This is a genomic window from Clostridium sp. MB05 (assembly GCF_046581255.1).
In the GTDB taxonomy this organism is placed as follows: Bacteria; Bacillota; Clostridia; order Clostridiales; family Clostridiaceae; genus Clostridium.
On sequence record NZ_CP174370.1, the window covers coordinates 2,030,755 to 2,056,210 of the forward strand.

The window sequence follows — 25,456 nt, forward strand, 5'->3', positions numbered from 1 at the left end:
AGCTATTTATAACAATAGTAAATATAGTAAGTGAAAAAGGTTAGACAAATTGATGTCTAACCTTTTTATTTTAACATTAGAATAACCTTATTTACAAAGATAATAGTAAAATATAAAATGTAAGTAAAAACTAAAATAGAAAGGATAGAAATAAATAATGCACAAGAGATAAAAAATTAGGAGAAGGAAAATGGATATACAAAAGATAATTTTAGTAATATTAATATTAGTAATAATAGTTATAGTAGCATTAATTAAAAAAAGAAGATGGAAAAAAGAAATAAACAAAGGAGAAGAAGAAGTAAATGAGGTTCTAGAAAAGATTCCTAGATATAAGTTGTTAAGTGACATAATGATAAAAAGAGAGAATGGCACAAGCCAGATAGATCATGTCCTAATAGGAAAAAAAGGAGTATTTGTAATAGAAACAAAGGATTACAGTGGCTCAATTTATGGAGAACAATACTCAAAATACTGGACACAGGTTCTAAATAGAAATAAAAATCAATTTTACAACCCAATAAGACAAAACTATGGACACATAAAAGCCTTAGAAGAATATCTAGGTAAAAGAGATATATTTATTTCAGTAATAGTCTTTACAAATAAATCAAAACTAAAAAAAGTAAAAACAGAAACTTCAGTAATTCAATTGAAAAAACTAAAGAAATTTATAAGAAAATACCCATCAGATATAAAACTTTCAAAAGAAGAAATAGAAAATATTTGTAATTTAATAAAAAAAGGAAACATACATAGTGTTAGAGCTAGGAAAAAACATGTTAAGAGGATTAATAGAAGTATATCATAGAGAAACATTAATTTTATAGTAACCTATATATAAGTGTTAAAAAACTTTATATTATTTGGAATCAGGAAGAAGATATTATATTTCTTCCTGATTTATATTTTGGAGTATTATTAAGTATTTTAGAGTATTTTAGAGTATTGTTATAAAGAATAAATATTTAGATAAATACATATAACTATATCTATAAATAAAGATAAAATATTAAATACAAGTGATGTAGACATTAAAAGAAGCGAGGATTATAATGATTAAGTTAGATTTTTAAATTTGCAAACATAGGAAGGAAATAATAAAAAATGAACAAGAAAATTAGCATAGCGTCTCTTTTAGTAGCATTAGGTATTGTATATGGAGATATAGGTACATCACCTCTCTATGTTATGAAATCAATGCTTGGAGTAGACAATGGATACATATCAAATCAGCTTATTTTAGGTGGAGTATCTCTTGTTTTTTGGACTTTGACGCTTCAAACAACAATAAAATATGTAATGATAACTTTAGAGGCAGATAATAAAGGTGAAGGGGGTATATTTTCCTTATATACTCTTGTAAGGAAAAAAGCTAAATGGCTAATTATACCTGCTGTCATAGGTGGAGCATCATTACTTGCAGATGGGATGATTACACCACCAGTAACAGTAACATCTGCTATCGAGGGACTAACTTTAGTTTTTCCAATAGAAACTAAGGGAATAATTATAATTGTAATAAGTATATTAACGGTATTATTCTTACTTCAAAGATTTGGAACTGATGTAATAGGAAAAATGTTTGGACCAATGATGGTTATATGGTTTTTAATGCTTTTTGCTTTAGGTTTTAGCCAAATAATGCAATATCCTCAAATAATAAAAGCCTTAAATCCTTATTATGGAATTCGATTACTAGCAACCAATCCTAGAAGTGTATACATTTTAGGAGCTGTTTTCCTTTGTACTACTGGAGCAGAAGCACTTTATTCAGACCTTGGTCATTGTGGTAAGAAAAATATTCACTATACATGGACATTTGTAAAAATATGTTTAGTAGTAAACTATTTAGGACAAGGAGCATGGCTAATGCTAAGAGAAGGAAGTGTAATTAAAGAAAATCCATTTTTTTTAATTATGCCAAGTTGGTTTGTTATACCAGGAACTATAATAGCTACAATTGCAGCAGTAATCGCTAGCCAAGCTTTAATAACAGGATCATTTACATTGGTTTCTGAGGCTATTAAATTAAATATGTTCCCAAAACTTCAAGTTAGATATCCTAATGATGATAAAGGGAAAATATATATACCTGCTGTTAACTATTTATTATATGTTGGTTGTGTTTTATTAGTTTTAAAATTTCAAAAATCAGAAAATATGGAAGCAGCATATGGTTTGGCAATTACTATAACAATGCTTATGACGACTATTTTATTATCTCAATATATAAGATTTAACAAAAAGAAAAAAATTATGTCTATAATAGTATTTGCTACTTTTATGGTTATAGAAACAGCATTCTTATATGCTAATTTATTTAAATTTATACATGGTGGATATGTGACTATTATAATTTCAGGAGCACTTATATTCCTTATGTATATTTGGATTTATGGTACAATAATTAGAAAAAGATTTAGTCAATATGTTGATATAAGATCTTATAAGAAGCATTTTAAATCATTACAAGAAGATAAGGAAATACCTTTATATGCTACTAATCTTGTTTATTTAACTGAATCACAAAATTATAAAGAGATAGAAAGTAAAATAATATTTTCTATATTTAATAAACAACCAAAACGTGCAAATTTTTATTGGTTTGTAAATGTTAGGGTAACAGATGAACCATATACAACAGAATATACTGTGAGAACAATTGTACCAAATAAAGCATTTAGTATTCAATTTAACCTTGGATTCCGTGTAGATCAAAAAATTAATGTGTTTTTACATCAAATTATCCAAGATCTAGCTAGTAGTGGTGAGGTTGAATTTACTAAAAAGGACTATATGATTAGCCAAAATGGAAAATTTATTGTTGGAGATTTTAGATTTATATTATTAGAGGAAATACTTTCTAACGAAAGTGAACTTTCTAGATGGGATAGCTTTATTACAAGTACAAAGTTATTAATTAAGAAATTAACTGTCTCACCAGCCAGATGGTTTGGAATAGATACTAGTAACGTTAGAATAGAGAAGGTACCTATTATTATAGGACATAAAGAGACATTAAAATTAACAAGAGTAAACTAAAAAAATATTATAGCAGTGATTAAAAAAATTAATATTTACATAATAATAAATATATAAGATTTCTTAATGGAATAAAGGAGGTATATCATAGATAAGATATATCTCCTTTATCTTTTTTACAGATGAGTTGAAAATGTAATTGTTTATTTAAAATAAAAGAGTTTTATTTTAAGCAACTTAATATTATTTTGGAATAAGACGAAGAATCTTATCATCAGATATAGCAGGATTTCCTCTGCCATCTCTATTACTTGTTGTTATATAAATTGATCCATCTTTACCTTGAATAACTTCACGTAAGCGGCCATATTCATTTTTTAACCAGGGCTCTATATTTTTAACTATTGTCCCTTTTCCATTTAAAGAAATAGTAAGTAATTGTTGTCCACGTAAATTAGCAACAAGTAACTTTTCTTTCCATAGGCCTTGATTAGCAAAGGCAATGCCAGATGGAGCCCATGTTTCTTCTCCACTTTGTATTAAAGGTTTAGTAACTGTAATATCTTTAGATTCTTCATATCCTTGAACTAAAGGCCAGCCATAATTTGCTCCTGGTTGTATTATGTTTATTTCATCATGAGCTGACTGTCCATGCTCTGATGCATATAATATATTTTTAGAATTCCAAGCTAAACCTTGAGGGTTTCTATGACCAAAGCTATAAATAGGAGAATTAATAATTGGATTGTCTTTTGGAATACTACCATCTAATTCTATTCTAAGTATTTTCCCGGCTGTACTTTTTAGATCCTGTGCTAATTCAGCATTTCCTGCATCTCCAGTTGTTATATATAATTTTTTATCTGGACCAATTTTTATTCTTCCACCATTATGAATTCGTCCTCCAGGAATTTTGTCAATAAGAACACGATCAATGTATGCTTTATTATTATTTTCAATTAATCTTACAACACGATTATATATTTCGCTGCCTTCTATATATGAATGCATAACATAAATGTAATGATTTTGTGAATAATTTGGATCTAAAGCAATCCCCATTAGACCACCTTCTCCTTGACTTGTAAATGGTTGGCTAAATTTGATAAGTGGTTGAGGATAAAGCTTACCATTTTCAATAATTCTAATTGATCCAGATCTTTCTGTAAAATATATTTTGCCTTCATCACTTATATCTATTGCCCAAGGCACATATAGATTTTCAGCTATAACCTGAATTTCATAGGGAAATTGTCTTAATTTAGATGAATTTTTTTTGGTATTAGGCTTATTATTACTACGAAATATTACACTGTGCAAAATATTATGAATTATTTTTTTCATAATGATATCCTCCCAAATTAAATAAATACATATGAGAATCTATGTTTAAAAACTAACCAAAACAATAATATAAAAGTATCACTTAGTATCGTTATTATTGGCTTAATTATCATATTATTCATTTACAATGTTAATGGTACATGTATAAATAAAAAACAGACAAATACCTAATAAAAAGTGAGGGCATATGTAAAATGAACCTATATAGATAGGCTACCTTTTACAAGTGTCTATTATATAGGTTCTATTTTATTTGAAGGGAGCTTCTTATTTTTTTTAAGAAATGCTGGAATAAATTTATTGAATTTAGATATTGGTATATAATCCTAAAATATCCTGCCTAAGTATTAGGCTGGATAAAAATTTGTTATTGTAGCTTTTAAAATTCCATTTCCGCTATTAGTATATATATGTTCAGTAGATGCGGAAAAGCTTATAGAATCATCAGGATTCAATTTATAAATTTTATTATTTATTTTTAATGTCAATTCACCTTCAAGTACCATAATATATTCCTGTGACTTTTCAGAATGACCTAAGGATTTATACGAATAACCTTCATCAATTTCAATTTGAAAAAGTTCAAAATTACGATAAGGTGTACTTGTATAGTAACAATATGATCGATAATGTCCTTCTTCAGTAAGCTGAGCTTCAATGTCTTTTTTACTTATAATACAAGTATCATTTTCCTTTTGTTCAAGTAATGAAGTATAAGGAACTTTTAATCCGTTAGCTATTTTCCATAAAGTATTTATAGTTGGATTAGTATCACCTTTTTCAATTTGAGATATCATTACTTTGCTAACATCAGATAATTCAGCAAGTTGACCCAAACTTAAATTGCGCTCAGTACGAAGTGCTTTTAGATTTTCTGCAATAATAAAATTTATATTCATTAAGGGATAACCTCCTATAATCACATTGACAATTATAATTTACAAGTGTAAAATATAATTAACATTAAATATATTTTACGTTCGTAAAATATTATATCGTAACTATTTATAGGAATCAATAGAGATAAAAAATATTTATGAATTAATTTAGGAAATTAAAAAGCTAAATTTTATCAGAGTTATGAATCGTTATGGTGTAGATATAATATTTTTGAAAGTTAAAATTTTTATAAAGTTTTAAAGGAGGATATTATTATGATAACAAGAGAAGAAGCAATGAACTTGCTTACTGAATACAATAAGGAGTCATTTCACATTCAACATGCTTTAACCGTTGAAGGTGCTATGAAGTATTTTGCAGAAAAATTAGGATATGAAGATGAAGCAGACTTTTGGTCTTTAGTGGGACTACTTCACGATTTAGATTTTGAGATGTATCCAGAACAGCATTGTAGCAAAACTCAGGAAATTATGAGAGAAAGAGGTATTGATGAAAGGTTAATAAGAGCAGCAGCTAGTCACGGGTATGGGCTTTGTTTAGAGGAACAACCTAAACCAGAGCATCAAATGGAAAAAGTATTATTTGCAGTAGATGAACTTACAGGATTAATTGGTGCAGCTGCAAGAATGCGTCCGTCAAAGAGTGTTATGGACATGGAAATTTCAAGTCTTAAGAAAAAATTTAAAGATAAGAAATTTGCAGCTGGATGTTCACGTGATGTAATTAAGCAAGGTGCAGAGATGCTTGGATGGGAATTAGATAAATTATTTGAAGAGACAATTTTAGCTATGCGTTCTTGTGAAGAACATATTAATAAGCAAATGGAAGTTTATAATAAATAGTAGATATATTTATTATAAAGAAAATAAAGAAGAATATATTAAATTAATAAATATTATCTTACTGAAAATAGCATTAGACGAATTATTAGAAAACTTAGAATAAAAATTAAATAAAATATTTTTAGTTAAATTCTTTAATTGCACTGTATTATGATCATATATGGTACAGAGTTATTCATGTACTAACTATATTTTTTATGGTTATGGTATTATTAAAGCAATTAATAATTTACTAGGGGGTCTCTAACATGAGTAAAGTCAATATATTAGAAGTAAACTTTAGCTTTGATGGAGAAAACAATACTATTTATCCAGTTATACTAGAAGATGAAAAGGAAATGATTTTAATAGATTGTGGGTATCCTAACTTTTTAAAGTTAATTGAAGATGTTGCAGTAAGTAATGAAATTGATATAAAAAAATTATCTAAAATAATTATAACACACCATGATTTTGATCATATGGGAGCATTGGCAGAATTTAAGAGAAAATATCCTAGCGTACAAGTGTTAGCATCTAAAGAAGATGCACCATATATTAATGGTAATAAAAAATCATTAAGATTACAACAGGCAGAAAGTATATGTAATTCTTTGCCAGAAGAAGAAAAAGAGCAAGCTAAAAATTTCCATAAAATGCTTGAATCAATAGAAATCTGTAATGTAGATATACATTTAAAAGATAAAGATTATTTGGATTTCTGTGGAGGGATTGAAATAGTATTTACACCTGGACATATGCCAGGACATATATCTATTTACCATAAAGAAAGTAAATCTTTAATAGCTGGAGATGCTTTAGTTATAGACAACGGAGATTTAGTTATTGCATTACCTCAGTACACTTTAGATATTAATGAAGCTAAGAAATCTGTTGAAAAGCTTTTAAATTATGATATAAATAGGATGATATGTTATCATGGTGGAATATATGAGAGGGATATAGTAAACGCACTTAAAAGAATTTGATATTAAAAAATATTATGAGATACTTAGAAAAGTTAACTTAAATTAAAGCGAAGATTATGGAAAAAACAATAAAAAATTTTCCATAATCTTTTTTTATATCAACTATTAAAAATGCTAGATAGCAAAAATAATTTCATTAGATATAGTTTTGTTTTTTGTTGACTTAAATTTTAGATAAAGATATAATATGTATATACAAATTGTATATACATATTATGAAATTAATATATAGGAAGATATGCATAAATAAAATAATTATTAAAAGCTAATTAAAGTATTTAATTGAAATGTAATGGAAAGGGGAAATTATATGTCTACAAGAGTTGGTTTTTCACAGGTAAATATAACGCCACCAATTGGAGTATTACTTTCAGGGTATGATAATTTTAGACAATCAAAAGGTATTCATGATGAGTTGTTTGGAAGGATATTAATAATTGATAATAAAGATGAATTGTTATGTTTTATACAAATGGATATCCTTTGTGTAGAAAATTATTTTGTTGAAAAAATATATGATAAAGTCAAATATTTAGGAATAAAGAAAAACAATATAATAGTGGGAGCTACACATACTCATTCTGGGCCTAAAGGAGTTTCAGATAATATAAATGGAATATTTAAGGGTTTAGAGAGTGTTTTTGGAGATTATAATAAAGAGTTAGTTGAAGATTATGTTAGGAAGTTGGCAGAAGGAGTAAAAGTTGCCTTAGATAATAGAGAAAAGTGTGAAATACAAATAGGCGTTTCAAATGTTTATGATGTATGTACTGAAAGACATAATACTGAATTTCCTTGGGATACAGGATTATTTACAATGGAGTTTCTACTTAGTAATGGTAAAAAAATATTAATGTATAATTTTGCATGTCACCCAACAATAATGAACCAAGAAAATTTATATATTACAGCTGATCTTCCATCTGGTGTTTTAAAATATCTAGAAGATTCATACGATATGATTATTTTCACCAATGGAAGTGCTGGTGATATAAGTACTAGATTTACAAGAAAAGAATCATCATTTAATGAAGTAGATAGGCTTGGAGAAAATTTAGCAAGTGCAATTAAAAGTAGTTTAGAAAATCCAATATATAAAGGAACTATAAATAAATTAAAAGTTAAAAGTTATAACTTAGATTTAGAAATTAAAGATATAGATAGTGCTGAAAATGCTGAAAAGATTTTATATGAATTAAAAAGAAAAGTAGAAGAAGCTAAGAAAGAGGGAATTTCTCCTGGGGATTTAAGATTAATAGAATCAGAGTATGAAGGAGCTTGCACAAATTTAAGATTTGCTAAGTATATAGATAAAATGGACAAGCTAAGTATAGAAATAAATATAATAAAAATAAATGATTGGAACTTTATAACAATACCTGGAGAGCTTTTTTCAAGTTTAGGTAAGAAAATAAAAGAGACTGGAAAGAACATAATTTTAGGATATACAAATGGATATTATTTATATTTTGCTGACAAAAAATCTTTTGATAGTAAATGCTACGAAGCTTCTTCAAGTATTATAAAAAGAGGGCAAGGAGAAAAAATAATTTTATTTATTTTAGATAAATTAAAGGAAGACTTTTTATAAAAAACAGAGTAATTAAAAGTATTGAATAATAAGGGGTGTATAGAAATGATAACAAATAAATATTTAGAATTTGTAATATCAAAATTAAAAGAAGTACAAGAAACTCAAAGCGAAAATATAGAAAAAGCAGCAGATTTAATAGTAGAATCTTGTAAGAAGGGTGGAAGATTTTACGTGTTTGGATCAGGGCATTCCCATATGGTAGCTGAAGAATTATATATCCGTGCTGGTGGACTAGCATATGTAAAAGGAATATTGCCTCCAGAATTAATGCTACATGAAATGCCTAATAAGAGCACATATTTAGAGAGATTAGATGGATATTCAAAGAGCATTTTAGATTTATATAAAGTAGATAAAAATGATACTATAATGGTTGTTTCTAATTCAGGAAGAAATAATGTGCCTGTGGAGATGTGTTTATATTCCAAGGAAATAGGTGCTAGTGTTATTGCATTAACATCTCTTAAGCATTCAACTCAAGTTAAATCAAGACATAAGTCAGGGAAAAATATGTATGAAATAGCTGATGTAGTAATAGATAATTGTGCTGAAAAGGGTGATGCTGCATTTTATATAGAAGGATTTAATGTTCCAATAGGAGCAACTTCAGATGCTACAGGAATAGCAATAGCTCAAGCTATAATCGTAACTGTTATTGATAAATTAGTAAAAGAAGGCATAGAGCCACCAGTATTTAAAAGTTCAAACTTAGATGGAGCAGATGAATATAATAACAAATTATTTAATAAATACTATTAATATTAAAAATAAGTAATATATTAAAGAATTGTAGTCGACTTAAAGTAATATTGACTAATATACTGTATGAATATAAAATATATACAAAATGTATATATAAATATATTAAGTTAAGAGCAGGTGACTAGATAATGAAAGATTCAGGAAAGCCTATTTATAAAGAAATTATTGATTATATTAAAGATGCAATAAAAGATGGAAGATATGAAAAAGGGGAACTTATTCCCACAGAAGAGGAATTTTGTAATATTTTTAATACAAGCCGTATGACAGTAAGAAGAGCCATTGATGATTTAGTTAGCAAGGGAATGTTAACTCGTATAAGAGGTAAGGGAACTTTTGTAGCTCATTTTAATATTGAAAAAACAATGAACTCTGTTTCTAAAGGCTGGAGTGAAACAATGGAAGCTTTAGGATTTAAAACCTCTTCTAAAGTTTTAATGTTTGATAAGATTAAAGCTGATAATTATATTGCAGATAATTTGAAAATACCTGTAAATAGTGAAGTTTATGTTTTAGAAAGATTAAGATATGCAGATAATAATCCAGTAGTAATAGAAAAAGTATTTATTTCAGCTGATAGGTTTCCTGACCTTAATCAATATACTTTTGAAAATGAATCATTTTACGATATATTAAGAAAATATTATAATATTAAAATAAATCATTCTTACCAAAAGTTAAAAGCAGTTGAATTAGTTGGAGAAAAAGCTAAATTCTTTTCAGAAACAGAGAAAGCAATTGTTATTGAAATAGCTACTACAAATTATGATCAATATTCTAAACCAATAGAATTTGGTATAGATTATGTAAATAGTGATATTTATGTTTTAAGATATGTAATTAAAGAATAATATTATTCTTTAAAATTAAGTAAAGCTTACTTTATAATAAAATTGTTTCTATAGTATTAGTTTAACTATTTAAAAAACAATTTTCTTATCATGTTAAATTATTGATAAACGTCTTAATGAGATATATATCATAATATAATTAGAAAACTTAATTTAAATAAAAAAGATTATGGAGAATATAATTAAAGATCTTCATAATCTTTTTTTATAATAAAATTTGGGTAAATAAATTGTAAATATGATAGTGAGTTTAAAGAACTAGCTTCAAAAGTACAATACAAATAAAAAATAAGATTATTTTAGTTTGGTAAAAATATATTAAAATATATTAAAATATTTATTCATAATTTTGAGTAATAAAGTGCATTTGATATTTGCTTCCTTTATAACATAAGTTAGCATATTCAAGAGGCTCTCCATTTGAGCTATAAACAACGTGTTGCATTTCTATAACTGGGTCATATTCAGATATTTCTAATATGCCTTGAACTTCTTTAGATGGAAGAACTGCTCTAATAAACTTATCTGCATTATATATTTTTATATTCAGTTCATTTTCAATATAGTTATATATTGAATTACAGATTATTTCTTCAGTTAATCCTACAATGACATCTATAGGAAAATATAAATTTTCAAAAATTATAGGTTCATCGTCAATAATACGAACTCTTTCAACATGATAAAGAAATGAGCCAGATTTTAAATTTAGTTTTTCTGTGATTGAATCATCACCTTTAATAACTTCAAAAGTTTTTATTCTAGTAATAGTATTTAAATCTTTAAAGCTATTATTAAATCCAAATACGTTAGGTTTATTTGAATATAGACTAGAGTTCTTATTAGATAATCTAGGTCTTATGTACATACCAGCACCTTTTTTCTTTGTAATTAATCCTTCAATTACTAGATGGTCGGTAGCTTGTTTTATAGTCATACGACTACAATTATATAAACTAGATAATGTAGCTTCATTTGGTAGCCTTCCTGATTCATTGTATTTTCCATTTATGATGTCTGCTCTTATCTTTGAAGCAATTTGTTGATACTTAAACAAACACAACACCTCCTTTTACATATCTATATTAGCATAAAGCAAATTTAAATTAAAGAGATTTAAAATAAATAATATTTTATTTTAAATTACCCTAGACAAATTTAAAATAAGAATGTGCAATTTAAATATAAAAAGTATAAGGAGGAAATATATGAACCGTTTAATTGAATTCATCGAAAAAAATTTATTACCTGTAGCAGGAAAGATTGCAAGCAATAAACCCTTAACTGCTATCAGGAACGCTATGATGTCAATGTCGCCTTTCTTTATAATAGGATCATTCTTCTTATTATTCGCTTATCTACCAATAAGAGGATATGATGAATTCCTTAACTCTATCTTTGGAGAAAACGTTTTACAAAATTTATTAAAAACAGCGTCTACAGCAACAATAAGCATTATGGGACTTGTAATATTATTATCATTAGCTTATCATTATGCAAAAATTAAAGAAACAGATGAAATTTATGCTGTAATGATTTCATTAATGGTATTTATGATTCTTACACCTGTAGTAGATGGAAAATTAGATTTAGAGTGGTTAGGCGCTAAAGGAATGTTTATAGCAATATTCATAGCATTCATTTCTACAAACGCATACATTAAGATTAAAAGTTTAAATATAGAACCTAAAATGCCGGATACAGTTCCACCAGCTGTTTCGAAGTCATTTGCCGCATTATTTCCAATTGCGATAATCGCTATTGTAGCTGTAATAGTAAGAGGCTTATTTGCAATGACACGTTTCGGTGATATACACAACTTTGTATTTACAGTAGTTCAAGCACCTTTATTAGCTTTAGGAACTAACGTTATATCTCTAATTGTAGCAGAAGTTATAGGACAAGTATTATGGTTCTTTGGTTTACATGGTAATGATATAGTAGGATCAGTTATGAGACCAATATGGCAAGTAATGTCTGCTGAAAACTTAGAAGCATTCTCTGCTGGACTTCCTCAAGCTAATATTATAAATGAACAAATGAGAAACGTATTTATGCTAATCGGAGGGTCAGGTTCTACTTTACCTTTAGTTTTAAGTTTAATCTTTGTTACAAAATCAAAACATACTAAAACTTTAGGGGCTCTTTCATTACCAGCAGCTATCTTTAATATAAATGAACCAATAATATTTGGATTACCAATAGTTTTAAACCCAACTTTATTTATTCCTTGGATTATAACTACACCAATTCTAGGTTTAATTACTTATTATTCAATGAAAATTGGATTAGTTGCTATAACAAATGGCATAATGATCCCTTGGACTACACCTGTACTTATTAGTGGATATTTAGTTTCAGGTATAAGTGGAGTTATTCTACAACTAGTTCTTTGTGTAGTGGCCTTTTTAATATACTATCCATTTATTAAATCAATAGATAATCAAATGTTAAAGGAAGAAACAGATAATAAAATGTTAAAGGAAGAAGCAATTATAGTAAATTAGTAGGAGTCAGATATGAAATGTAATAAAGAAACTATAAATAACATATGCACTCACTTCGCAGAAGATGAAATAAGTAATTTTAATAGTACTGTATTTCCATTAGTACAGACAAGTAATTTTAAATTTAACACTTATGAAGATTTTATGAGCAAAACAGACAATGAAAAAGATAATTTTATTTATACTCGTGGTAGTAATCCAACGACTTCATTATTAGAAAAAAGATTAGCTTGTTTAGAAGGAGGCGAAAGGGCTAAAGTATTTAGCTCAGGAATGGCTGCTATTTCAGCTACGATATTAAGTTTAATTGAGACTGGAGACCATTTACTATCTATAAACACAATATATGGACAAGCTAATAGGTTTTTCACTTCTTTAAAAAAATATGGAGTGGAACATTCAAACGTAAAAGGATATTCAGGTAGAGATATAGAAAAATATATAAAAGATAATACTAAAATAATTTATTTAGAAAGTCCAAGTTCTCAATTTATGGAGTTAGTTGATTTAGAATCTATATCATATTTAGCGAAGAAAAGAAATATAGTTACTATTATTGATAATACTTGGGCAACACCTATATTCCAAAATCCTTTGAAATATGGAATAGACATATGCATACATTCAATGTCTAAATATATTAACGGAAATTCAGATGTAGTATCAGGTGTTGTTATAAGTAATGAAAATACTATTGATAAAATTGCTGATTATGGATTTATGAATTTTGGAGCTGTTAATAGTCCATTTAATTCATGGTTAACTACTCGTTCTCTAACAACCTTAAATTTGAGAATGAAGCAGCATGAAGAGTCTGTAAAAAAAGTAATTGATTTTCTAAGCACAAATAAAAATGTAAAATTTATTTATCATCCTTACACTACGAAAGATTATACTCAAAAAAAATTATCTGAGAAATACCTGGATGGATATGGAAGTTTATTATCTTTTGAGTTAAAGGATAAAGATATAAATAAAATGATAAAGTTTGTTAATAATCTAAAGATTTTTTCTATCGGAGTTAGCTGGGGAGGGTTTGAAAGTTTAATTCTACCAGCCTATAAAGGCGGAAATGAAGATGATTTAAAAAATAGAGGAATGTCTATTACACACATTAGATTGTTCATAGGATTAGAGGAAACTAATTCCCTAATTAACGATTTAAAACAATCATTTAATACTGTATATAAATAAGACTATTTTATTATATAGGAGGAATAAAAATGAAAAAAATTATGTTAGTATGCTCTGCTGGAATGAGCACAAGCTTGTTAGTTAATAAGATGATAAAGGTTGCATCAGATAAAGGAATTGAAGCAGAAATATTTGCAATTTCAGCAATGGAATTTGATAGTAATATCGAAAGTAAAAAGTTAGATGTAATACTTTTAGGCCCTCAAGTTCGTTTTATGAAAGATGAATTTGAAAAGAAATTAGCTTCAAAAAATATTCCTTTAGCTGTTATCAATATGTCTGATTACGGAATGATGAACGGAGAAAAAGTTTTAAATCAAGCACTTGCTTTAATTAAATAACATTATTCTAAATATCTGTTGACAAATTAATTGCTTAAGAGTAGTATGTAATAAAGTTAAATTCTTTGAAGGGAAGAGTAAATATTTACTGAGTATCCAAAGCGAGTAGGGTTGGTGTAAGCCTATGAGAAAAGTAATATTGAAAGACATCCTGGAGATACTTATCTGAAATATATATTAGGATAAGTCGGTTTTCCTCCGTTATAGGGACTGGAGATAATAATGTATTAATACGTTATTAAATTAGGATGGTACCGTGAAGATATGCTTTCACTCCTATAAGGAGTGGGAGCTTTTTGTTTTTAAGTATATAGAAAAGAGCTCATTCTATATGGTGTATATTCTAATTTAGTAGAACATTGTTAAAAAGGGTGGTACCGCGAAATATTTTGCCCCTTGAGTTTTTTTACTCAAGGGGATTATTTTTTTGGAGGTAATAATAAAATGAAAAGAAAATTAGTAAGTGAATTAAGAGAATTTATAGATGAAAAAGTATGTATTAAAGGGTGGATTTATAAAATTAGAAAATTAAAGTTTATAACTTTTGTGATTATTAGAGATAGATCTGGATTAGTTCAATGTATAGTGAATAATAATGAATTTGATTTATCAGAAATAAGTATTGAGTCAGTAGTGTCTATTATTGGAAATGTTAAAGAAAGCAGTAATTCCTTAAGCACATTTGAGGTACAAGTAGAAAGTATAGAGGTTATAAGCAAAGTTGAAGGTGAACTTCCAATAGAAATAAACAAAGAAAATTTAGAAGTGAATTTAGATACAATGATTAATAATAGAGCATTAAGTTTAAGGCATCCAAAAATAAATGCAATTTTCAAAGTACAAAATTTAATAGTAAATGCATTTAGAGAGTTTCTAAACAAAGAAGGATTTACAGAAATTCATACTCCTAAGATTGTTAAAGAGGGTGCAGAAGGAGGTACAGAGGTTTTTGAGGTGAAATACTTTGAAAATAAAGCTTATCTAGCTCAAAGCCCTCAATTTTACAAGCAAATGATGGTTGGAGCGGGATTTGAAAGAGTATTTGAAATAGGTCACGCTTATAGAGCAGAAGAGCATAACACTAATAGGCATCTTAATGAATATATAAGTATGGATTTAGAGATGGGATTCATTGAAGATGAAAAAGATATTATGGAAATAGAAGAGAGGTTATTAATATCTATATTGGAATCACTAAATAGGAAAGGAAAAGAATATTTAGATTTATTACAAGTTCAATTGCCAGTAATAAATGGAGAAATACCTAAGCTTGAGTTTAAAGAGGCACTTAATATATTGAAAAAATATTACAATAAAGAAGATCTAGATGGAGATTTAGACCCCGAAGCAGAAAAACTTCTGTGTGAATATTCAAAAGAAAAGCTAAATAGTGATTTTATATTTTTAACTAATTATCCTAGGAAAAAGAGGCCAATGTATACAATGCCAAATGGGGAAGATGAAACACATAGTTTTGACCTATTATTTAGGGGAATAGAAATTACTACAGGTGGTCAAAGAATTCATGATTATAACATGCTAGTAGATAATATGAAATATAAAGGTCTTAATCCTAAAAGTTATGAAAGCTATCTAGCATTGTTTAAGTATGGAATGCCTAAACATGGAGGGTTAGCTATTGGGTTAGAGAGAATAACAGCAAAGATTTTAGGATTAGAAAATGTAAGAGAAGCGACTTTAATTACTAGAGATAGAAAAAGATTAATTCCATAATTATAAGGATTGCTTAGCTTATGATTTAAAGAAAATAGATATAATCGATGATTTATTGATAATTCTTATTTTGAGTTAATATGAAGATTTTTATAGATAATCCTAACATATTAAATAGAACCAGCTTTAACTATATTAAGATATTTTCAAATAACAATTAAATTAAAATACCGTAGGTACCAGATTTAAAAGTTAGTACCTACGGTGATTTTTATGTATATTGTATAATATTAAGCTCTATTTTTAACTTTACCACGAATAAATAAGTAAGCTATAGAGATAATAGCTGAAATACCTAAAGCAAAATAAAATCCCATACGTTGATCGGTAATGCTTAATGAAAATATAAATAAAACAAATATTATTCCTAATGTGATAACTGTTGACCAGGGAGCACCAAATGCTAAAGGGGATTTGTAAACTTGCTGATTTGCAACAGTTTTTCGCCACAGTAGAAAGCAAAGTAAAATAGTACCCAAGCTAAAAAATGAAAAATAAGCCGATGCCGAAATTAAATAATCGTAAATTTTGCTAGGCAAAATATATGAAGCTATATTGATAGCAATTAGCCCTATAGCTGTTAGAATTAAGCTTCCATAAAATACTCCGTTCTTACCTTTCTTTCTCACAAAGGCTGGAGCTTCATGAGATTCTCCTAAAGAAACTAGCATCATTATGGCAGAAAAATATGATCCTGTCATTACGGAAAATGATGCAACCAAGACCACTGCATTCATGATTGAAGCAGCAAAGGGGATATTAATTGACTCTAAGGCTGATATAAATGGCGATTTTTCCATTGAAATAGTATTCCATGGTATTAGGCAGACAACTGTTAAAATTGAGACAACATATAAAAAAATTAATACTAAGAGAAGGATAAGCATAGCCTTTGGTATATCCTGTCTTGGATCTTTAACCTCTGATGATGCCATAGCAACCACACCAATGCCAGCATAGGAAAAGATAACAATTAACATTGATTGGAGTAGTCCTATTAAACCTTTGGGGAATAAGCCTCCGTTATCTAATAGAGTCGTAATTCCAACTGGATTATTAGTATTAAATACTCCAAATATTGTTGCTATACCGATTATAATAAATACTACTAAGGCAGCTGACTTAATGAAAGACATAACTGTTTCAATTTTACCAAAGTTTTTCAAGCCAAATGCATTTATAGCAATTACTATTGCTGAATAAGCTATTGATAATACCCATACAGGGATATTTGGAAACCATAATTTTGAAAATATAGCCATGGCAATGGTTTCAGCCCCTATGCTTAGAATGGCTGCTATCCAAAAAGTCCAACCTACATAGAATCCCATAAAAGACCCTAAGATTTCTTCAGCGTAGACTTTAAAGGAACCACTAACGGGATGATTAACAGAGAGAGAGGTTAGTGCACCTGCAATCTGGATTGTTAATAAACCACCTAATAGATAAGAAAAAATAACTCCAGGACCAGCATAGCTTATAGGTAACCCTGACGCAAGAAAAAAACTAGATCCAATGATACCACCTAGCCCAATCCACAATAAATTCTTAGCGGAGAGCTTATTTTCCTCCTTTTTACTATCTTCCTGTGATATAAATTCATCTTTGCTTATTTTCTTTGAAGGAGTTTCTTGTTTTTCTTTCAATTTTTTATACCTCCATTTTTACTTTGTATATAGAAAATAGTTTTCCTAAAAAGGTAGGATTTATACTGAATAGTTGAAATATGTCTGCAGGAAGTGCAACACCTCCTTATTTTTTTACTTAATACAATAAATTAAACTTTAGAGAGTATAATGCAAAATTTGCTCTTATATACCATAATATTGAAAATAAGATAAAAATATCTATGGAAAACATTTACATAATATAAAATAAGTGTTAATATATTGTTAGTAAAATAAAGTAAAATAAAGTAAAATAAATTTTGGAGGGAGTATTATGTTAAGCAAAAAGACATTAGCTAAAGTGTTAGCAGTTACATTATGTACTGGTATCCTATTAAATAATGTGTATCCAAGTATCTTAGCAGATGTTATGGATCAAACAAGTAATGGGACGGAGTTCTGGGCAAGCAATCCTGAAAAATTTGAAGATAATAGGGAGAGAGCCCATGCCACTATTATGCCCTATAACACAATTGAAGAAGCGTTAAACAATCCTAATTACTCAGATTATTCAAATTCAACTAATTATCAAACTTTAAATGGAGATTGGAAATTTAATATAGTGGACAAGCCGTCACAAGATATAAAAGATTTCTATAAGACTGATTATGATACTAGTAAATGGAATACTCTAGCTGTACCATCAAGCTGGCAACTACATGGCTATGATCAACCAAGATATAATGACACAGCTTACCCTTGGGAATATCAAGCGACAAATCCAAATCCACCAGATGTGCCAACAGATTATAATCCAATAGGATATTATAAGAGAACCTTTACTATACCGAAAGGATGGAATGATAGGGAAGTATTCGTTTCATTCCAGGGAGTAGAATCAGCTTATTATTTATATATAAACGGAGAATATGTAGGATATAGTGAAGATACCTTTACAGGACATGACTTCAATATAGCTAAATACCTAAAAGAAGGGGAAAATGAAATTGCAGTTAAGGTTCATAGATGGAGCGATGGTAGCTGGTTAGAATCACAAGATATGATTAAGTTAAGTGGAATATTCAGAGATGTATTCTTATATTCTACACCAAAAGCACATCTTAGGGACTATACATTAGTTACTGATTTAGATGAACAATATGTAAATTCACAATTAAATGTAAAAGTAAACGTTTCGAATTATGGTATAGAGAAAGATGAAAAATACAAAGTAAGAGGACTAATTTACAATGAAAATAAAGATGTAATTAAAGATCTATCACAAGAAATAAGCATAACTGCATCAAATAATGAGGATACCATTGCTGAACTTAATACAATAGTTGAAAACCCAAAGAAATGGACAGCAGAAACACCAAATTTATATACAATTGTTATTGCTCTTGAAGATGAAAAGGGAAATGTAATAGAAACAATAAGTAATAAATTTGGATTTAGAGAAATAGAAATATCAGATAGTCAGGTTAAAATAAATGGAAAACCAATATCTTTTAAGGGAGTGAATAGACACGAATTCCTTCCAGACTCAGCTAGAACTTTAACAGAAGAAAGTATGATTAAAGATATAGAGCTTATGAAGCAAAACAACATAAACTCTGTAAGATCATCTCACTATCCAAACGATCCAAGATGGTATGATTTATGTAATGAATATGGATTATATGTAATGGATGAAGCAAACTTAGAAACTCATGGAAGATTAGATGAAATTCCACAAAGTAGACCAGAATGGAAAGAGGCAGTTATAGATAGACAAAGATCTATGTTAGAAAGATCAAAAAATGAAACATCTATAATAATGTGGTCATTAGGTAACGAATCAAGTGGAGGAAAAAACTTCGAACATGCAGCTAATTGGATAAGAGAAAAGGACCCTACAAGACCTATACACTATGAGCCATATAGAGATGTAGCAGATGTGTACGGAAGAATGTATAGAACAATAGAGGAAATGGAGTCTTATGGACAAGATAAGGATAACAAAAAGCCATATATTCAATGTGAATATGCTCATGCTATGGGAAATAGTGTAGGTAATCTACAAAAGTATTGGGATGTATTTGATAAATATGATAATATGCAAGGTGGTTACATCTGGGACTGGGTTGAGCAATCAATAAAAATGACAGATCAAAATACAGGAGAAGAGTATTTTAGCTATGGTGGAGATTGGGGAGATGAAGACTTTACAGATGGAAACTTCTGTGCAAATGGATTAGTCTCAGCAGATAGAACAGTACAGCCTGAGCTTCAAGAAGTTAAAAAAGTATATCAAGAAATAAAAATAAAGGATGTAGACGTTGTAAATGGTAAAATTAATATTAAGAATGAATTTTTATTTACAAATACAGAGAAATATCAAGGAAATTGGGAATTAAGAGCAGATGATAAAGTTATACAACAAGGAAATTTTGATATATCTGTAGATCCATTATCAAGCAAAGAGATGACAATTCCATTTACGACTCCAGAAATAATACCAGGAACAGAATATTGGTTAAATATAAGCTTTACTCTAAAGGGAGATGAGTCTTGGGCAAGTGCAGGACATACGATTGCAAAACAACAATTTAAGCTTCCATTTAATAATCCATTAGAAAAAGCTTTAGATATAACATCAATGTCATCAGTTAATGTAAAAGAAAATAGTGATGCTGTAGCAATAGATGGTAGCGAATTTGATGTTAAAATAAATAAAAATACAGGAGCATTAGAGTCATATAAATTTAATGATAATGGTAAAAAAGTAGAATTAATAAAAGAACCTCTAGTACCAAATTACTGGAGAGCTCCAAATGATAATGATAGAGGAAACGGAGCAGAAGAGAGATTAGCAACATGGAAAGAAGCAGGTAAAAATTCAACAGTTAAAAATATTAATATTGTGAAAATTGATGATAAGGCTGCTAAAATAGAACTAGAATTAATTGTTCCAACAGAAGTAGAATCAACATTAAAATTAGATTATACAGTTTATGGAAATGGTGAAGTAGTAGTAAGTAATACATTAAAAGCAGGTGAAGGATTATCAGAAATACCTGAAATAGGTATGATGCTTCAACTACCATCAGAATTTGAAAATGTAACTTGGTATGGAAGAGGACCAGAGGAAAACTATATAGACAGAAATACAGGTTATGATGTTGGTGTATACAATAAAAAGGTAGATGAGTTATTTATACCATATATCGAACCATCAGAAACAGGAAATAGAACAGATGTAAGATGGATGACTTTAACAAACAATGATGGTGTTGGATTAATGGCATCAGGCTTACCAATAATAGAATTTAATGCATTAGAATATACACCAGAGGAGCTTTCTTCAGGAAAACGTCATCCACATGAGCTTCAAAAGACAGGAAATGTAGTATTAAGACTTAACTACAAACAAATGGGTGTAGGTGGAGACAATAGCTGGGGAGCAACTCCACATCCAGAATTTATGATGGAAAGTGGAAAAATGTATAATTACACATTTAAGATAAATGGTGTAAGTAAAGAAGATTCACCAATGGAAATAAGTAAATCAAATTCAAGCTTACAAAAGAATTTAGTTAATGGTATTAAAGTGAATGGAGTAAATATAGCAAACTTCAATGAAAATATTACAGAATATGATATAGAGTATTTAGAAGGTTCGTTAGATACTCCTCCAGTAATAGAAGTTGAAATAGCTAATGATAATGTAATAGTAGAAGTTAGCGATGTGGAAACAATATCTGGTATAGCTACAGTTAAGGTAACTTATAAAGATGAATTATTAGGGAAAATATTCAATAAGACTTATAAGTTAAACTTCAAAACTAATAATATAGTTTATGCATCAGACGTGGAATGGGACAGTGCAACAGCAGGAATGTATGAAGTTAAAAAAGACCAAACAGTAGTTGGAAATCCATTAAGAGTAAAGGTTGATAATAATATAACTATATTTGATAAAGGAATTGGAACAAATTCGGATTCAAAAATAGTTTATAACTTAGAAGGAAAGGATTATGATAAGTTTGAATCATATGTTGGTCTAGATAGAGGTGTATCAGGATATGGTCCATCAATAGTAGCTAGAGTAGAAGCTGATGGAGTAGAAGTATTCAATAGTGGAAGAATTTATAGTACTTGGAATGCTTCTAAAGTGCAAGTAGATTTAAAAGGCGTTAAAGAGCTAGCACTATATATTGATTCTTATGAGGGAAATATCAAGTATGATCATGGTGCATGGGCAGATGCTAAATTTATAAAAAATGCTAAGAGTACAGACACATCACTTTCAGAAATAAAAGTTAATGGAACAGCAATAAAAGACTTTTATCCAAATAACTATCAATATAATGTAGTTTTACCAGCAGGTACAAAAAAAGTTCCAGAAGTAACAGTAACAAAAGCAAATGAAAATGCTAAAGTGTTTGTTACGAATGCAGATAAGCTTCCGGGAGAAACAACAATAAAAGTCTTATCAGAATCAAGTACAATGAATACCTATAAAATAAACTTTACAATAGACGAAAAAACAACAGTATCAAAGGAGGATTTAAATAAATTAGTAGAAAAGATTGAAGCTTTAAATGAAAATGAGTATATTCCATCAACTTGGAAGAAGTTACAAAAGGAGCTAACAAAGTCTAAGAAGGTATTAGCCGATTCAAGTGCTACACAAAAAGATGTCAATAAGGCTCATGATGATTTAAATAAAGCTTACTCAGAGTTAATATTAAAGCCAAGCAAAAATAAATTAGATGATTTAATAAAGAAGGCTGAAGCTCTTGACTCATCACAATATACGAAGAAAAGCTGGAAGGCTTTAGAAAAAGCATTAGCATCAGCTAAGAAGACTTTTGATAATGAAGAATCTACTAAAAAGGAAGTAAAAGATGCAGAAGATTGGTTAGAGGTTGCTATAGAAAAGCTTGAATTAAAAGATAATGGTAGTGATACTGGTAGTGGTACTGATACTGATACTGGAAATGGAAAAGGTAATGGTAAGTTACCTAATACAGGAGGCACACCAGCAGCTGCTATAGGATTAATTGGAATAATTACAACGGCTACAGGGTTCTATATAAATAGAAAAAGAAAGTAAAAGCTAAAATAGTAAAGATAATTATAAAATGTAAGAGAGTATTGATTAAGAGTCTGTACTCTCTTATTTTTATATAACAAAATCAGTGATGGTTTATGGATCAGAACAAAAAGTAAAAAAATAAAGGAAAATTAGTAATGTGAAATATTTTAGGTTTTATTGAAGCATACTAAAATTATAAAGGAGAATGATAGATATGAAAGTGAAGATAGTATGTGAAAGAGATTATGAAACAAAAGAATTAGAGTTGCCTATGAATGAAGAAGCATTATTGAAGATTCAAGGTAGTGTACTTGATAGAGATACATTAGGTTATATAACAGGAGCAGATGTAAAATACTATGATGGACAGGGAAATGAAATAGAAAATGTATTTCTTCTTAATAAGCAGCTAAAAGAGTAGAAGTTGAGTTAGTAATCTAATCAATATGTATAACTATGATTTAATATAAAAAAATAGTAATATGCTAAAATCAATCATAAGTAAATAAGTTTTTATAATTATAATAGTAATAAAAATGTGAGTTAATTGAGAATTAACTCACATTTTTTTATGTAACAAATTAAAACTTTTGATAAATAAAAAAAATAAAGATTAAATGAATTCATTATAAAATTTACAATTTTGAAACAACTAATATAAATTTTCTATAAAAATTTAGTGTGAATTTATTGTAGTAGAGATTGAGATATAAAATATTTGATAAAAATAAAAAAAAGAGGTAAAATTAAAAAATTAGAGAAGTAGTAATAAAACATAGTAGGATAAGGAGATGTATTATGACATCAAAAAGAAGAGTAAAATCAATTAAAAGGCGAAGAAGAAAAGTTAGAAAGCTTAGATTTACAATGTTTATTGTAACAGTAGCATTAATAGGATATATAGGTTATAAAACTAGTGAAAAAATATTTAGTTCAATGATTAATAATAAAGAGGTACAAAAAGTAGAAACGGTACAAAAAGTTGAAGAAGATAATTTAAGTAAAATTCCAGAAGAAGTAAAAAACTCAAAGGATCCAGTAATACAAAGCTTATTAAAAAAAGCAAATAAATATCCTGAAATTAATAAGATATTAAATAATATAGATGCCTATCCAAAAGAACTTTTAGAATTAGCATCAAAAAAGGATGAAGAGATAGATTTTGTAGCAAATTACCCTAATTATGATGCGGCAAAAAATAAAGCTATATCTATAAAACAGGATTATAAAAAAGGACAAATTCCACTTTTTATACAATGGGATGAAAGATGGGGATACGAAAAGTATGGTTCAGAGTTTATAGCAATTAATGGGTGTGGGCCTACAGCTCTATCAATGGTAGCAGTAGGGCTTACAGATAATACAAATATAAATCCAAAGGTTGTAGCAGATTTTAGTGAAAAGAATGGGTATTTAGCAGAGGGAGTAGGTTCAACTTGGAGCCTTATGACTGAGGGAGCCAAAAATTTTGGGGTAACGGGTAAAGAGTTATCACTAAATAAGGAAGTTATAATAAACACTTTGAAAAAAGGACAACCTATAATAGCAAGTATGGGACCTGGAACATTTACTACTACTGGACATTTTATAGTATTAACTGGAGTTGATAGTAATAATAAGATAATAGTAAATGATCCTGATAGCAAAATAAAAAGTAAACAAACATGGGATATAGATATATTTATGAATGAAGCTACAAACTTATGGGCTTTTAAAGCTATATAAATTTATTAACCGTACTGATACAAAAGCATACAAGAAAATTATGTCTGAGAATATATAATTAAATTAACTTAAATTAGATTGAGATTTCTATAAATGTGATAAAGTTACATATAAAATTAAGATTTATATATATAATAATCAAGTAATCACATTTGTAGGGGGAATTTACTAGTGAAAAATTTATACAAAAAGTACAGTTATTTAATATTTCTATTTGTTGTCATAGTGTCTTTATTTGATATGAGGTTTGCAATTGTGGCAATTATTTGTATGTTAGCACCAATAATACTAGCGTTAGCTGGAACGGGGAGATATTGGTGTGGAAACTATTGTCCAAGAGGAAATTTTTATGACAATGTAATATCTAAAATTACACCTAAGAAAAAGGCTCCAAAGTTTTTAAAAAGCACAGGCTTTAGAGTATTTATGATATTCTTTATTATGGTTAACTTTGGACTTGGACTATATAGAAACTGGGGAAATCTATATGGAATAGGATTTGTTTTTTATAGAATAATCGTGATAACTACTATTGTTGGAATTGTATTAGGATTATTTACTAACTCAAGAGCTTGGTGCAATTTTTGCCCAATGGGTTCTTTATCTTACTTTATAGCAAAATTTAAAGGAAGAAAGGTAAACTTATCAGTAGATAAATCTTGCGTAGGATGTGGACTTTGTACAAAAGTTTGCCCTATGGGAATTTCACCAAAAGAATATAAAAATGATACGGTAAAGAATCCAGATTGTATATTCTGTGAAAAATGTTTATATAAATGCCCTAAGAAATCAATTAAAATTTTAAAAAAATAATTTAATTAATAAGGAATCCGTATAAATGCTCCTTATACTTTTAAGTAAATTGAAGTGTAAGGAGTGTTTTTTATGGAGTATATAATTTAAACAGAAAATTTTGGTAAATTAATAATCTATTTTGCATAATCAAGGTTTATCCTTCGAATTATCAATGGTCTTTATTAAAATTTAAGTATTATCGCAAATCTCACAAAGAACTAAAT

19 protein-coding genes and 1 other annotated feature are annotated in these 25,456 nt (G+C 28.2%); of the genes, 15 read left to right on the forward strand and 4 right to left on the reverse strand.

Annotated elements, in window-relative coordinates:
* Window positions 1-190 precede the first annotated feature (190 nt).
* Complete coding sequence (locus tag ACH36K_RS09535) at window positions 191-811, forward strand: nuclease-related domain-containing protein (protein ID WP_411167402.1); 621 nt, start codon at window positions 191-193, stop codon at window positions 809-811.
* Between the two features lie 296 nt (window positions 812-1,107).
* Window positions 1,108-3,045 carry a KUP/HAK/KT family potassium transporter gene (locus tag ACH36K_RS09540; RefSeq protein WP_411167403.1) on the forward strand — a complete coding sequence of 646 codons (1,938 nt, stop codon included), beginning with the start codon at window positions 1,108-1,110 and terminating at the stop codon, window positions 3,043-3,045.
* Between the two features lie 183 nt (window positions 3,046-3,228).
* Here ACH36K_RS09540 and ACH36K_RS09545 read toward each other — a convergent pair whose 3' ends face one another.
* Window positions 3,229-4,329, reverse strand: a complete 1,101-nt coding sequence (locus ACH36K_RS09545; protein ID WP_411167404.1) for a PQQ-dependent sugar dehydrogenase — start codon at window positions 4,327-4,329, stop codon at window positions 3,229-3,231.
* Between the two features lie 347 nt (window positions 4,330-4,676).
* Complete coding sequence (locus tag ACH36K_RS09550) at window positions 4,677-5,228, reverse strand: helix-turn-helix domain-containing protein (RefSeq protein ID WP_411167405.1); 552 nt, start codon at window positions 5,226-5,228, stop codon at window positions 4,677-4,679.
* A gap of 255 nt (window positions 5,229-5,483) precedes the next feature.
* Between ACH36K_RS09550 and ACH36K_RS09555 the strand changes: the two genes are divergently transcribed.
* The 5 genes from ACH36K_RS09555 (at window position 5,484) to ACH36K_RS09575 (ending at window position 10,246) form a co-directional block, all read left to right on the forward strand.
* The gene (locus tag ACH36K_RS09555) at window positions 5,484-6,071 is read left to right on the forward strand and encodes a hydrolase (RefSeq protein WP_411167406.1); all 588 of its coding nucleotides are present in this window, start codon (window positions 5,484-5,486) and stop codon (window positions 6,069-6,071) included.
* Between the two features lie 248 nt (window positions 6,072-6,319).
* Window positions 6,320-7,039, forward strand: a complete 720-nt coding sequence (locus ACH36K_RS09560) for an MBL fold metallo-hydrolase (protein WP_411167407.1) — start codon at window positions 6,320-6,322, stop codon at window positions 7,037-7,039.
* Window positions 7,040-7,349: 310 nt separating this feature from the next.
* A complete protein-coding gene (locus ACH36K_RS09565) occupies window positions 7,350-8,630 on the forward strand; it encodes a neutral/alkaline non-lysosomal ceramidase N-terminal domain-containing protein (protein ID WP_411167408.1) in 1,281 nt (426 codons plus the stop codon).
* 45 nt (window positions 8,631-8,675) lie between these two features.
* Window positions 8,676-9,392: an SIS domain-containing protein gene (locus ACH36K_RS09570; protein ID WP_411167409.1), complete on the forward strand. Its 717-nt coding sequence runs from the start codon at window positions 8,676-8,678 to the stop codon at window positions 9,390-9,392.
* A 131-nt stretch (window positions 9,393-9,523) separates the two neighbouring features.
* Window positions 9,524-10,246 (forward strand): GntR family transcriptional regulator, encoded by a 723-nt coding sequence (locus ACH36K_RS09575; RefSeq protein ID WP_411167410.1) that lies wholly within the window; start codon window positions 9,524-9,526, stop codon window positions 10,244-10,246.
* A gap of 337 nt (window positions 10,247-10,583) precedes the next feature.
* Here ACH36K_RS09575 and ACH36K_RS09580 read toward each other — a convergent pair whose 3' ends face one another.
* Window positions 10,584-11,303, reverse strand: a complete 720-nt coding sequence (locus tag ACH36K_RS09580) for a GntR family transcriptional regulator (RefSeq protein WP_411167411.1) — start codon at window positions 11,301-11,303, stop codon at window positions 10,584-10,586.
* A 151-nt stretch (window positions 11,304-11,454) separates the two neighbouring features.
* Here ACH36K_RS09580 and ACH36K_RS09585 point away from each other — a divergent pair, with 151 nt between their 5' ends.
* From ACH36K_RS09585 to aspS, 4 genes are all read left to right on the forward strand, one after another.
* Window positions 11,455-12,753, forward strand: coding sequence for a PTS sugar transporter subunit IIC (locus tag ACH36K_RS09585; RefSeq protein ID WP_411167412.1), 1,299 nt, complete (start codon window positions 11,455-11,457; stop codon window positions 12,751-12,753).
* 12 nt (window positions 12,754-12,765) lie between these two features.
* The gene (locus tag ACH36K_RS09590) at window positions 12,766-13,947 is read left to right on the forward strand and encodes a trans-sulfuration enzyme family protein (RefSeq protein WP_411167413.1); all 1,182 of its coding nucleotides are present in this window, start codon (window positions 12,766-12,768) and stop codon (window positions 13,945-13,947) included.
* A gap of 29 nt (window positions 13,948-13,976) precedes the next feature.
* Entirely contained in the window at window positions 13,977-14,288 is a 312-nt protein-coding gene (locus ACH36K_RS09595) for a PTS sugar transporter subunit IIB (protein WP_411167414.1), read from the forward strand.
* 56 nt (window positions 14,289-14,344) lie between these two features.
* Window positions 14,345-14,569: a binding site (T-box leader), on the forward strand.
* 163 nt (window positions 14,570-14,732) lie between these two features.
* A complete protein-coding gene (gene aspS / locus ACH36K_RS09600) occupies window positions 14,733-16,022 on the forward strand; it encodes an aspartate--tRNA(Asn) ligase (RefSeq protein ID WP_411167415.1) in 1,290 nt (429 codons plus the stop codon).
* Between the two features lie 230 nt (window positions 16,023-16,252).
* On the opposite strand, the gene ACH36K_RS09605 is transcribed toward aspS, so the two are convergent.
* Complete coding sequence (locus ACH36K_RS09605) at window positions 16,253-17,668, reverse strand: amino acid permease (protein ID WP_411167416.1); 1,416 nt, start codon at window positions 17,666-17,668, stop codon at window positions 16,253-16,255.
* A gap of 295 nt (window positions 17,669-17,963) precedes the next feature.
* Here ACH36K_RS09605 and ACH36K_RS09610 point away from each other — a divergent pair, with 295 nt between their 5' ends.
* From ACH36K_RS09610 to ACH36K_RS09625, 4 genes are all read left to right on the forward strand, one after another.
* Window positions 17,964-22,730, forward strand: a complete 4,767-nt coding sequence (locus ACH36K_RS09610; RefSeq protein ID WP_411167417.1) for a glycoside hydrolase family 2 TIM barrel-domain containing protein — start codon at window positions 17,964-17,966, stop codon at window positions 22,728-22,730.
* 196 nt (window positions 22,731-22,926) lie between these two features.
* Entirely contained in the window at window positions 22,927-23,133 is a 207-nt protein-coding gene (locus ACH36K_RS09615) for a hypothetical protein (protein WP_322413649.1), read from the forward strand.
* A gap of 377 nt (window positions 23,134-23,510) precedes the next feature.
* Complete coding sequence (locus ACH36K_RS09620) at window positions 23,511-24,437, forward strand: C39 family peptidase (protein ID WP_411167418.1); 927 nt, start codon at window positions 23,511-23,513, stop codon at window positions 24,435-24,437.
* 171 nt (window positions 24,438-24,608) lie between these two features.
* A complete protein-coding gene (locus tag ACH36K_RS09625) occupies window positions 24,609-25,250 on the forward strand; it encodes a 4Fe-4S binding protein (protein WP_411167419.1) in 642 nt (213 codons plus the stop codon).
* The last annotated feature ends 206 nt before the right edge of the window (window positions 25,251-25,456 follow it).

Bases quoted from the DNA above. Each gene is read 5' to 3' on its own strand.
- ACH36K_RS09535 (WP_411167402.1), top strand. From the start codon at position 191: ATGGATATACAAAAGATAATTTTAGTAATATTAATATTAGTAATAATA.
- ACH36K_RS09540 (WP_411167403.1), top strand. From the start codon at position 1,108: ATGAACAAGAAAATTAGCATAGCGTCTCTTTTAGTAGCATTAGGTATT.
- ACH36K_RS09545 (WP_411167404.1), bottom strand. From the start codon at position 4,329: ATGAAAAAAATAATTCATAATATTTTGCACAGTGTAATATTTCGTAGT.
- ACH36K_RS09550 (WP_411167405.1), bottom strand. From the start codon at position 5,228: ATGAATATAAATTTTATTATTGCAGAAAATCTAAAAGCACTTCGTACT.
- ACH36K_RS09555 (WP_411167406.1), top strand. From the start codon at position 5,484: ATGATAACAAGAGAAGAAGCAATGAACTTGCTTACTGAATACAATAAG.
- ACH36K_RS09560 (WP_411167407.1), top strand. From the start codon at position 6,320: ATGAGTAAAGTCAATATATTAGAAGTAAACTTTAGCTTTGATGGAGAA.
- ACH36K_RS09565 (WP_411167408.1), top strand. From the start codon at position 7,350: ATGTCTACAAGAGTTGGTTTTTCACAGGTAAATATAACGCCACCAATT.
- ACH36K_RS09570 (WP_411167409.1), top strand. From the start codon at position 8,676: ATGATAACAAATAAATATTTAGAATTTGTAATATCAAAATTAAAAGAA.
- ACH36K_RS09575 (WP_411167410.1), top strand. From the start codon at position 9,524: ATGAAAGATTCAGGAAAGCCTATTTATAAAGAAATTATTGATTATATT.
- ACH36K_RS09585 (WP_411167412.1), top strand. From the start codon at position 11,455: ATGAACCGTTTAATTGAATTCATCGAAAAAAATTTATTACCTGTAGCA.
- ACH36K_RS09590 (WP_411167413.1), top strand. From the start codon at position 12,766: ATGAAATGTAATAAAGAAACTATAAATAACATATGCACTCACTTCGCA.
- ACH36K_RS09595 (WP_411167414.1), top strand. From the start codon at position 13,977: ATGAAAAAAATTATGTTAGTATGCTCTGCTGGAATGAGCACAAGCTTG.
- aspS (WP_411167415.1), top strand. From the start codon at position 14,733: ATGAAAAGAAAATTAGTAAGTGAATTAAGAGAATTTATAGATGAAAAA.
- ACH36K_RS09610 (WP_411167417.1), top strand. From the start codon at position 17,964: ATGTTAAGCAAAAAGACATTAGCTAAAGTGTTAGCAGTTACATTATGT.
- ACH36K_RS09615 (WP_322413649.1), top strand. From the start codon at position 22,927: ATGAAAGTGAAGATAGTATGTGAAAGAGATTATGAAACAAAAGAATTA.
- ACH36K_RS09620 (WP_411167418.1), top strand. From the start codon at position 23,511: ATGACATCAAAAAGAAGAGTAAAATCAATTAAAAGGCGAAGAAGAAAA.